Origin of the sequence: Accumulibacter sp., assembly GCF_029255145.1 — a bacterium.
In the GTDB taxonomy this organism is placed as follows: Bacteria; Pseudomonadota; Gammaproteobacteria; order Burkholderiales; family Rhodocyclaceae; genus Accumulibacter.
The window spans coordinates 18,891-28,606 of sequence record NZ_JAPUVQ010000012.1; the positions used below are offsets into that span (position 1 = coordinate 18,891).

The 9,716-nt window shown below is 64.7% G+C and carries 10 protein-coding genes; 3 read left to right on the forward strand and 7 right to left on the reverse strand.

Annotation, left to right across the window (positions count from 1 at the left end):
• Positions 1-22 precede the first annotated feature (22 nt).
• The 5 genes from Q1L50_RS01040 to Q1L50_RS01060 all read right to left on the reverse strand — a co-directional run bounded on the left by Q1L50_RS01040 (position 23) and on the right by Q1L50_RS01060 (position 4,876).
• On the reverse strand, positions 23-427 hold the full coding sequence (locus Q1L50_RS01040; RefSeq protein WP_300335258.1) for a thioesterase family protein: 405 nt from the start codon (positions 425-427) through the stop codon (positions 23-25).
• A gap of 91 nt (positions 428-518) precedes the next feature.
• Entirely contained in the window at positions 519-2,312 is a 1,794-nt protein-coding gene (locus Q1L50_RS01045) for an acyl-CoA dehydrogenase C-terminal domain-containing protein (protein WP_300335260.1), read from the reverse strand.
• 191 nt (positions 2,313-2,503) lie between these two features.
• Positions 2,504-3,169 (reverse strand): energy-coupling factor ABC transporter permease, encoded by a 666-nt coding sequence (locus tag Q1L50_RS01050; protein ID WP_300335262.1) that lies wholly within the window; start codon positions 3,167-3,169, stop codon positions 2,504-2,506.
• 22 nt (positions 3,170-3,191) lie between these two features.
• Positions 3,192-4,124, reverse strand: a complete 933-nt coding sequence (locus Q1L50_RS01055) for an FAD-binding protein (RefSeq protein ID WP_300335264.1) — start codon at positions 4,122-4,124, stop codon at positions 3,192-3,194.
• 2 nt (positions 4,125-4,126) lie between these two features.
• Positions 4,127-4,876, reverse strand: a complete 750-nt coding sequence (locus Q1L50_RS01060) for an electron transfer flavoprotein subunit beta/FixA family protein (protein WP_300335265.1) — start codon at positions 4,874-4,876, stop codon at positions 4,127-4,129.
• Between the two features lie 220 nt (positions 4,877-5,096).
• Here Q1L50_RS01060 and Q1L50_RS01065 point away from each other — a divergent pair, with 220 nt between their 5' ends.
• Positions 5,097-5,687 carry a TetR/AcrR family transcriptional regulator gene (locus Q1L50_RS01065; protein WP_300335266.1) on the forward strand — a complete coding sequence of 197 codons (591 nt, stop codon included), beginning with the start codon at positions 5,097-5,099 and terminating at the stop codon, positions 5,685-5,687.
• Positions 5,688-5,768: 81 nt separating this feature from the next.
• Entirely contained in the window at positions 5,769-7,274 is a 1,506-nt protein-coding gene (gene glpK / locus Q1L50_RS01070) for a glycerol kinase GlpK (protein WP_300335268.1), read from the forward strand.
• Between the two features lie 244 nt (positions 7,275-7,518).
• Here glpK and Q1L50_RS01075 read toward each other — a convergent pair whose 3' ends face one another.
• Both Q1L50_RS01075 and Q1L50_RS01080 read right to left on the reverse strand, forming a co-directional pair.
• Positions 7,519-8,424, reverse strand: coding sequence for an HD domain-containing phosphohydrolase (locus tag Q1L50_RS01075; protein WP_300335270.1), 906 nt, complete (start codon positions 8,422-8,424; stop codon positions 7,519-7,521).
• Positions 8,425-8,439: 15 nt separating this feature from the next.
• The gene (locus Q1L50_RS01080) at positions 8,440-8,763 is read right to left on the reverse strand and encodes an HD domain-containing protein (protein ID WP_300335271.1); all 324 of its coding nucleotides are present in this window, start codon (positions 8,761-8,763) and stop codon (positions 8,440-8,442) included.
• Positions 8,764-8,965: 202 nt separating this feature from the next.
• Here Q1L50_RS01080 and Q1L50_RS01085 point away from each other — a divergent pair, with 202 nt between their 5' ends.
• Positions 8,966-9,298, forward strand: coding sequence for a thioredoxin family protein (locus Q1L50_RS01085; protein WP_300335272.1), 333 nt, complete (start codon positions 8,966-8,968; stop codon positions 9,296-9,298).
• The last annotated feature ends 418 nt before the right edge of the window (positions 9,299-9,716 follow it).

Here is a 9,716-nt window from a genome sequence, read left to right on the forward strand (position 1 = left end):
CTGGTGCCGTCGCAAAGCGCCTTTACGAGAGCTGCGCGCGCCAGTCGTCGGGGATCGCCACCGACCTGCCGGTGGCGACATCCATCCAGACGATCTTTGCATCGCCGGTCGCATAGAGCGCTTCGTCGCCCTGCAGGCGAAGCTCGTAATGGGTCGGCACGCTGCTGCGTCCGGGATGACCGCAGAACATCCTGACCTCGACGACGCCGGGATAATTCAGCGGCACCAGGAAGGTGCACGCGGCGTTGATGATCACCGGTGCCGTCCCGCGCGGCATCACCTTGAACCCGAGAGTCTCCAGATACTCGACGCGGGCCTGCTCCATATACCTGAAATAGATGGTGTTGTTGACGTGTCCGTAGGCATCCATGTCGCCCCAGCGGATGGGAATCAGGCTGGTCTGGACGAGCTTGCGCTGACCTTGCATAAAGTTGCTTCCTGTTAGCGTTAGAAGTTGGATGCTGCGTGGCAGCGGTCGCCGGCGGCCGTATGGCCGCAAGCGCCCCGATCCCTGCCGCTCAGAACATGTCTTCCGCCAGGCCCATCACCCCTTCGGCACCGTCGGTAACGCTGCTCGCCAGGCCGGCCGCTTTCGACAGCACGTGGTCGGCGTAGAAGCGCGCGGTAACGACCTTCGCCGCGTAGAAAGGATCGGTGTCGCCGGCGTCGACTCTTGCCTGCGCGATCAGCGCCGCGCGCGCCATCTGCCAGCCACCGGCAACGATGCCGAGCAAGGTCAGGAACGGCACTGCACCGGCCGATGCCGCACGCACGTCGCTGCGGTAGGTGGCAACCAGCCAGTCACCGGCGTCGGCCAGCGCATCGACCCCCGCGGTGAGGCGGCGGCGAATGGCCGGCAGGTGCGCACCCCCCTGCCCGGCCAGCTCGCCGTCGAGTGCGCGAATCGTGCCGATCAGCGCTTTCAGCGTCGCGCCACCCTCGCGGGCGATCTTGCGGCCGATCAGGTCGTTGGCCTGGATACCGGTGGTGCCTTCGTAGATCGTCGAGATTTGCGCGTCGCGCAGGTGCTGCGCGGCGCCGGTTTCTTCGACGTAACCCATGCCGCCGTGCACCTGTATGCCGATCGAGGCGATGCTCACCCCGCTCTCGGTACTCCAGCCCTTGACCACGCCGATCATCAGATCGACGAAAGCCTGATTGCGCTTGCGCTCGGCGGCGTCTGGATGGTGCAGCGCGGCGTCGTGCGCAGCGGCGACCACGTAAGCCAGCGCCCGCGTCGCCTCGGCGTGCGCTCTCATGGTCATCAGCATGCGCCGCACGTCGGGATGCGCGATGATCGCCACCTTCGGGCCGCCACGCACGCCGACATCGGTACACTGGACGCGATCGCGCGCATAATCACGCGCCCGCTGATACGACCGCTCGCAGGCGGCGACGCCTTCGAGGCCGACGCCGAAACGAGCGGCGTTCATCATGATGAACATGTACTCCAGACCGCGGTTCTCTTCGCCGACCAGGTAGCCGACCGCGCCGCTGTGGTCGCCGAAAGCCATGATCGCGGTTGGGCTGGCGTGAATGCCGAGTTTGTGTTCGATCGAAACGCAATACGCGTCGTTACGGTCGCCGATACGGCCGTCGGCGGTGACCATGAATTTTGGCACCACGAACAGCGAAATGCCCTTGACGCCCTCGGGCGCCGTTGGCGTCCGCGCCAGCACCAGGTGGACGATGTTCTCGGCCATGTCGTGCTCGCCGTAGGTGATGAAGATCTTCTGCCCGAAAATCTTGTAGCTGCCGTCGGTCTGCGGTTCGGCGCGGGTGCGCACGGCAGCGAGGTCGGAACCAGCGTTCGGTTCGGTAAGGTTCATCGTCCCGGTCCATGCGCCGCTGACCATCTTCTCGAGATAATCCTTCTTAAGCTGCTCGGAGCCGGTAAGCACCAATGCCTCAATGGCCCCGGCGGTGAGCAGCGGACACAGCGAAAACGCGTGATTGGCCGATTTCCACATCTCGCCGACGGCAGCGGCAACGACCTTGGGCAATCCCTGACCGCCCCATTCGGGTTCGCATGCCAACGCCGTCCAGCCGCTCTCGGCGAACAGCTGGTACGCCTCCTTGAAGCCGGCCGGCATGGTCACCATCTTGTCGTGCCATCTGGCTCCTTCGAGATCACCCGAAATGTTGAGCGGTGACAGCACTTCCTCGGCAAACTTCGCCGCTTCTTCGAGAACGGCATCGACCAGATCGGGGGTCGCTTCTTCGCAACCCGGCAACTGCGCCACCTGTTCGAGCCCGGCGAGTTCCTTGAGCACGAACTGCATGTCACGGATCGGGGCAATGTATTCGCTCATTTGTTTCTCCTTGAGGGATGCTACTGAAACTGATCGGCTGCCCTACGGGCCGCCATGAGATCGATCATGAACAACATTTTCGACTATCGGCAAGACCGGACCACGGTGCTAGAGATCACGGCGCACGCCGGATGCGGCTGGCTGTCGTCAGCAAAGCACGACTTCGCGTCGGCAGCAGATAGCCAGGAGAGTCATTTCCTGCCGAGCAGCTGCGCATCGTCGAAATCAGCCAGAAGTTCCGGTCGATAGACCGCCAGCAGCGTGGCCACCATTCCCGACAGCCAGGCTTCGGAAAAGCCGAGAAGCACAAAAAAAGGCAGGTACTCGGCGAGCAGGTAGGCGCTGTCGTAGGTCCCCGCCAGAGCCAGCAGCAGGCAGGACGCGATGCCGACGGCCAGCACGGTCAGCGCCGACGCAAAGAAACCCTTGCCGAAGATAAAGACGAACAGGTGCCGCGGCAGCCAGCGGTCCACCAGCCGATGCAGCGCATGACTCGCCGCGACGCCAACGCCGGCCAGCAGCAGGGCGTTGGCCGCAAAGGCCTGCCAGCCGGCAAAGCCGTTGAGGCCGACCCCGACCAGCACCAGGCAGAGGCCGATGAAGGCCAGCGCCCAGCCGAAGCACAAGGTAAAGACGGTGGCCCCGAGCAGGTGCAGCGACAGGCCGGGCTTGACCCCGGCCTGCAGATGCCAGAGCACGATCAGCGCGACGATCATCGCCAGGAAGGCATTCAGACGGGCAGGCTCGTTGAGCACCCGCCACGGTGCCCGCCGCGCGGCCGACAGCGCCAGCGGGACAAACAGGACCCAGGCCATAGTGGCCCAGCCAGCGTCCAGCAGACCATCCGGCAGGTTCATCCTGGACGCTGCCTGACGCCGATCAGCCGAGTTCCGCCAGCAAGGTCGGCAGCACCTCGAACAGGTCGCCGACCAATCCATAGTCGGCCACCTGGAAGATCGGCGCCTCGGCGTCCTTGTTGATCGCCACGATCACCTTGCTGTCCTTCATCCCGGCCAGATGCTGGATGGCCCCCGAGATGCCGACGGCGATGTACAGCTGCGGGGCGACGATCTTGCCGGTCTGGCCGACCTGGTAGTCGTTGGGAACGAAGCCGGCATCGACTGCGGCGCGCGAGGCACCGAGGGCGGCGCCCAGCTTGTCGGCAAGCGGTTCGAGCAGCTGGTGGAAATTGTCGCCGCTGCCCATCCCGCGACCACCGGCGACGACGACCTTGGCGGCGGTCAGCTCGGGACGCTCAGACTTGGTCAACTCGCGACCGAGGAGCTTGCTCTGCGCCAGATCGGGACCGGCAGCCAGGCTTTCGACGGCGGCGCTGCCACCCTCGCCGGCGGCTTCGAAAGCGGTCGCGCGAACGGTGATCACCTTGATCGCGTCGGCCGACTGGACGGTAGCCAGCACATTGCCGGCGTAGATCGGGCGGACGAAGGTATCGGCGCTCTGCACGGCGACGATCTCGGAGATCTGCGCCACGTCGAGCAGCGCGGCAACTCGCGGCATGAAGTTCTTGCCGCTGGTCGTCGCCGCGGCAAGGATGTGCCCGTAGGCGGCCGCGTTGGCGACCACCAGCGCCGCCAGGTTCTCGGGCGACTGATCGGCGTAATGGGCAGCGTCGGCGAGCAGTACCTTGCTCACGCCAGCCAGCTTCGCCGCCGCGTCGGCGGCTGCCGCGCAAGCGCAGCCGACGATCAGCAGATGGACGTCGCCACCGATCTTGCTGGCGGCGCCGAGCGCGTTGAGCGTCGCCGCCTTGATCGAGGAATTGTCGTGTTCAGCAATGAGGAGTATGGCCATGATCAGATCACCTTCGCTTCAGTCTTGAGTTTCATCACCAGGTCGGCGGCGTCGGCCACCTTGATGCCCGCGCTCCGCTTCGGCGGCTCGGCGACCTTCAGCAACTTCAGGCGTGGTGCCACATTGACGCCGAGTGCATCGGGGGTGACGGTCTCGAGCGGTTTCCGCTTGGCTTTCATGATGTTCGGCAACGTCGCGTAGCGCGGCTCGTTGAGGCGCAGGTCGGCGGTCAGCACCGCTGGCAGCGAGACCTCGATGGATTCCAGACCGCCATCGATCTCGCGGGTGACGGTTGCCTGCTGACCGGCGACGACCACCTTCGAGGCGAAGGTCGCCTGCGGCCAGCCCAACAGGCCAGCCAGCATCTGCCCGGTCTGGTTGGCGTCGTCGTCGATGGCCTGCTTGCCGCAGAGCACGATCTGCGGCTGTTCCTTCTCGCACACCGCCTTGAGCAGCTTGGCGACGGCCAGGGGCTGCAAGTCGACGTCGGTCTGGATCAGGATGCCGCGGTCGGCGCCAATGGCCATTGCCGTGCGCAAGGTCTCCTGGCAGTTGGCCAGTCCGGCGGAAACCGCGATCACTTCGCTGGCGATACCCGCTTCCTTGAGGCGAACGGCCTCTTCGATGGCAATTTCGTCGAAGGGATTCATCGACATCTTGACGTTCGCCAGATCGACATCACTGCCGTCCGACTTGATGCGTACCTTGACGTTGTAATCCACCACGCGCTTGACTGGAACGAGAATTTTCAAATTTATCTCCTTTGACACTGGGCGGTAATCGACATCTATCGCGATCGAGGCAAGAGCGCGCGTTTGACATCGCCTAGCGCTGACCGGACAATAGGCCATACTCTGTCGTATGGATGGCGTACGGTACCGTATGGAAAGATGGCTGTCAAGACCATCGGCCAGGGCAGCGGCACTTGAACGGCCAATATTGCCTCAGGCGCGTAATCAAGGAAAGAAGCAGATGACGATGAAACCCGACAAACCCGGCGCCCGCGCTCCACTCGACCGCAGCGGCTGGATCGAAGCGGCGATCGACGTGCTCGCCGAACAAGGTGTACAGGGGATGCGCATCGAAGTCCTGGCCAAGAGCTTCGGGGTCACCAAGGGCAGCTTCTACTGGCATTTTAAGGACCGCCAGGATCTGATCAACGGGGTGCTTGAAACCTGGCGGGACGGCCGCATCCGCGACATCGACAAGCAGACCGTCGCCACTCCAGGCAGGGAGCGCGAGCAGTTGCTGCATTTGATCGACGTCTATGGCGCGACGCGCAACCGCAAGGGGATCTCGATCGAGCTGGCGGTGCGTGAGTGGGCCAGGCGCGACGCCCAGGCCGCGGCAATCGTCGAGGAAGTCGATACCTGGCGCCTCGAATGCACCCGCCGCCTGTTCGTCCGCCGTGGCGTCCCGGACGCCGAGGCAAAGAGCCGCAGCCTGCTGCTCTACGCCTACGTCTTCGGGCAGAGCCTGATGGCCTGCGAACGCTACGACCCGGCGGTGAGCGAGCTCAAGGGGTGGATCGCCGAACTGATCGTGGAACATCAGCAACCGTAGCAGCAGCGAAAGGCGCGCCACCGGCACGGCCAGTCCTCTCGCCGCGGCGCCGATCGACACTCTCTCAGAAAGGGCTGCCCGATGAAACAGACCGAACAGTTCATTCTCGCTCTCGACCAGGGGACGACCAGCTCGCGCGCCATCCTCTTCGGACGCGACGGCGGCATCTTTGCGGTCGCGCAGCAGGAGTTCGCCCAGCACTTCCCGCAACCCGGATGGGTCGAACACGACGCCAGCGAAATCTGGCAGACGCAGTTGGCCGTAGCGCGTGCCGTGCTGCGCGAGAACGGCGTTGGCGCCAGCCAGATTGCCGCTGTCGGGATCACCAACCAGCGCGAAACGACCGTCCTCTGGGACCGCGTCAGCGGCGAACCCGTGCATCGGGCTATTGTCTGGCAGGACCGCCGAACCGCCGGCCTGTGCGATGCGCTGGCGCGTGCTGGCCACGTCGAGCTGTTTCGCCAGCGCACCGGCCTGGTCCTTGACGCCTACTTTTCGGGGACCAAGCTGAAGTGGCTGCTCGACCATGTTCCAGGTGCTCGTGGCCGTGCCGAGCGCGGCGATCTGGCCTTCGGAACGATCGATAGCTGGCTGGCGTGGCAGCTGTCCGGCGGTCGCGCGCACGTCACGGATGGCTCGAACGCCTCGCGCACCCTGCTCTTCGACATTCGGCGGCATTGCTGGGACGAGCAACTGCTGGCACTGCTCGACATCCCGCCAGCGCTCCTTCCCCGGGTCGTCGATAGCAGCGGCCTGATCACCACCCTCGATAGCGATGTGCTCGGCGGCCCGATTCCGCTCACGGGCATCGCCGGCGACCAGCAGGCGGCCACCTACGGCCAGGCCTGTCTCGACCAGGGGATGGCCAAGAATACCTACGGCACCGGCTGCTTTCTGCTGATGAACACCGGTCAGCAGGCGATGGACTCGAGCCACCGCATGCTGACGACGATCGGCTGGCAGCGTCAGGGGCAGACCACATATCTGCTCGAGGGCAGTATCTTCATGGGCGGCGCGACCGTGCAGTGGTTGCGCGACGGCCTGGGATTGATTTCCAGCTCCGACGAAATCGAAGCGCTGGCCGCCTCCGTAGCCGACAGCGGTGGCGTGTACCTGGTTCCGGCGCATACCGGACTCGGCGCGCCATACTGGGACCCCTACGCCCGTGGCGCCCTGCTCGGGATGAGCCGCGGCAGCAACCGGGCACACATCGCGCGCGCGGCGCTCGAAGCCATTGCCTTCCAGAGCGCCGAAGTGTTGAGCGCGATGGAGAAGGATGCCGGTGCCCACCTGTGCGAATTGCGCGTAGACGGCGGCGCGGCGCGCAACGACCTGATGCTGCAGTTTCAGGCCGACCTGCTGGGGGTGCCGGTGGTGCGTCCGCAAATCACCGAGACCACGGCGCTCGGCGCCGCCTACCTGGCTGGACTGGCGGTCGGCTTCTGGCACGACGAAGCCGAGCTGACGTCGATGTGGCGCGCCGAACGCCGCTTTGAACCGACCATCGCCGCCGACCAGCGCGCTGCCCTTTTGACCGGCTGGCGCCGCGCCGTCGACCGTTGCCGCCATTGGCTGGAACCGGACTGAGAGGGTCGAGGTGCCTCGATGCCTGGTCCCGTGGAAGTGACCGCGCAGCGGCAGATGCCCCTGCCGCACGCTTCGAACGGCCAGGCCCGCAAGCAACGGCAGAGTTCCAATGTCCACCACGAGCGATGGCAGTTTCCGAAGCCGTCACCGGCTCTGACACCTTCGACGGCAGGAGGCACGACGATGCCTGGCTCACCCTGGCGGCGGCACAATCCCGGGCGGAAGCAAGTCTGCACCCCCGACCTCAATCCCAAACGCACGCGTCAGGCGACGGCACCGCCGTCGCCGCCCGCCAGCTGCCATCGAGGTCTTCGCAGGCCAGCGCGACGAGCTCGCCATCGAGCACGCCATTGCCGACGAAATCATTCAGCCAACGCGGGATTTCTTCGGCTCGTTGCGCGCCTCGGTAAGGGCGCTCCTGCGCCAACGCCTGAAAAACGTCGGCCACGGCAACGATGCGCGCTTCCGTAGAAAGACCGTCGGCGCCGCGGCGGAATGGATAACCGTTGCCGTTGAGCGCCTCGTGATGAAACGCCGCCCACTCGGCGACCTGCTCGAGACCGGGGATGTGGCGCAGGATCTCATAGGTCTCGAAGCTGTGACGTTCCATCACCGAGAATTCCAGTGGCGTCAGGCGGGCAGGCTTTTCGACAATCTCGTCCGGCACGCAGAGCTTGCCGACGTCGTGCATCAGCCCGGCGACCTCGAGCCGCGCCGGAGTATCGCCAGCCAGTCCAGCGCGCTCGCCGAGGTAACGGGCGAGCTGCGCGACGCCAAGCGAATGGGCGGCGGTGAAGTGGCTCTTGGCGTCGACTATGCTTGAAATCAGGCGCGCCACGTGACCGAACTGCGGAAAGTCGATCGACAAACTCCAGTCGCCGAGCGGCAGGTCGAGCACGTAACGCTGAACGTGGCGCGGCACCAGAGCGATCCAGAAAGCCTCCCGGGCTGCTACCCCGAGGAAGGCATCGACCACCACCGGCGACAATTCGCGGCCGGCCAGCGCGGCGACCGCCTCGACAATACCGACACGGTTGAACAGCGGATTCTCCAGGCCGCGCTGGAAGACCAGGGCGTCTACCCGTTCTCCCAGCAGAATCAGGTTACTGTCAAGCGCCTCGCCCTCTGCCAGCCCGCTCGGCAGTTCCACCCAGTGGGTGTGGTGTTAGCGGATGGCCGTGGCGAGCAGCGACAGGTGGGCGAATGGCTGCAGCAGCCGGTAGCCGCTTTCGCAGTGTGCATGGCGATGACCCCAGTTGGTTTCTTGCAACAACCGCTGGTGTATCGTTGTGGACGAGACGCCGACGTCGTGCAGCAGACTCGCGCAAACCAGCCGATCGAGGTGCTTTTCCGGCAAGCCCAGCGCCAACCCGGTTTCACGCGCGATCATCGCCACTCGCTTGCCGTGCTGAAAGTCGTCGACGCCAACCAGATCAAGGGCATCGGAGAGCGCCAGGATGGCGCTCTTGAGATCGATTTTCAGAGTCATTTCACCCGCGCGGATCACTAGGCCGAGAGAAACAGATATTATCACCCGCCGTGGCGCAAGGTCGTGGAGCATCCCGGCGTGGCGATTGTGCGATCACCAGTGTCAAGCTGACGAAAAAACGCGCTGGTCGGACAGCGTCAAGCGCCAGCCAAGGAGGGGGGGTTGGCCCACATCGAACACCGCTGCCGGCCCGGGAGAGAATATGCAACGGCAAACCATCGACGACACTGAACCGCTGCGCGACGAGATCGACGCGCTCGACGAACCTGCGGTAATCGAATTCGGCGCCTCCTGGTGCGCCTACTGCATAGGCGCTCAGCCATCGATTGCGCGGGCGCTGGCCCGTCATCCGCGGGTACGCCACATCAAGGTTGAGGACGGCCCGGGCCGCCACCTCGGGCGGACATTCCGCATCAAGCTCTGGCCGACTCTGGTTTTCCTGCGCCGGGGTCAGGAAGTCGAGCGCTTGGTCAGACCCACCGATGCGGCGCTGATCGAGGATGCGCTGGCACGACTTGGTGACGCAGTCGCATGACGTTCGCCTCCCTTTCTCTTCAGCAGCGCATCCAGCACGGTTGGCGAACGCTCGAAACACCGCTCTCGGATCGCCCTGCGCCTGAAATCGCTCCCTTCCGGGTGCTGGCTGCCGCAGGAACAGCGGAGCGGTGCTGAGCGAGAGGACAGTGACATGGACACTTCCCCGCTTGTCTGGCAGATTTCCGCAGCTTTAAGGCGCCATCTTATCTGGCGAAGCTGGCCTCTTGCGGGTCATCAGGCAGCGCTATGCGCACAGTGCGACGATCATTACGTCGAACCGAAGCGTTCAACCTAACGGTCATTGCAGTTGCGGCCGCCCCGGATCATGAAAGAAAATGCGATCTGGGAAACGGTGGGTAGAGGTCGCGCAAAGTTTTGGCGGCTTGACCCCGCAAGCTAACGTGACCCGCTGAACC

Coding starts and splice junctions, on each gene's coding strand:
- Q1L50_RS01040 (WP_300335258.1), bottom strand. CDS start 427: ATGCAAGGTCAGCGCAAGCTCGTCCAGACCAGCCTGATTCCCATCCGC.
- Q1L50_RS01045 (WP_300335260.1), bottom strand. CDS start 2,312: ATGAGCGAATACATTGCCCCGATCCGTGACATGCAGTTCGTGCTCAAG.
- Q1L50_RS01050 (WP_300335262.1), bottom strand. CDS start 3,169: ATGAACCTGCCGGATGGTCTGCTGGACGCTGGCTGGGCCACTATGGCC.
- Q1L50_RS01055 (WP_300335264.1), bottom strand. CDS start 4,124: ATGGCCATACTCCTCATTGCTGAACACGACAATTCCTCGATCAAGGCG.
- Q1L50_RS01065 (WP_300335266.1), top strand. CDS start 5,097: ATGACGATGAAACCCGACAAACCCGGCGCCCGCGCTCCACTCGACCGC.
- glpK (WP_300335268.1), top strand. CDS start 5,769: ATGAAACAGACCGAACAGTTCATTCTCGCTCTCGACCAGGGGACGACC.
- Q1L50_RS01080 (WP_300335271.1), bottom strand. CDS start 8,763: ATGACTCTGAAAATCGATCTCAAGAGCGCCATCCTGGCGCTCTCCGAT.
- Q1L50_RS01085 (WP_300335272.1), top strand. CDS start 8,966: ATGCAACGGCAAACCATCGACGACACTGAACCGCTGCGCGACGAGATC.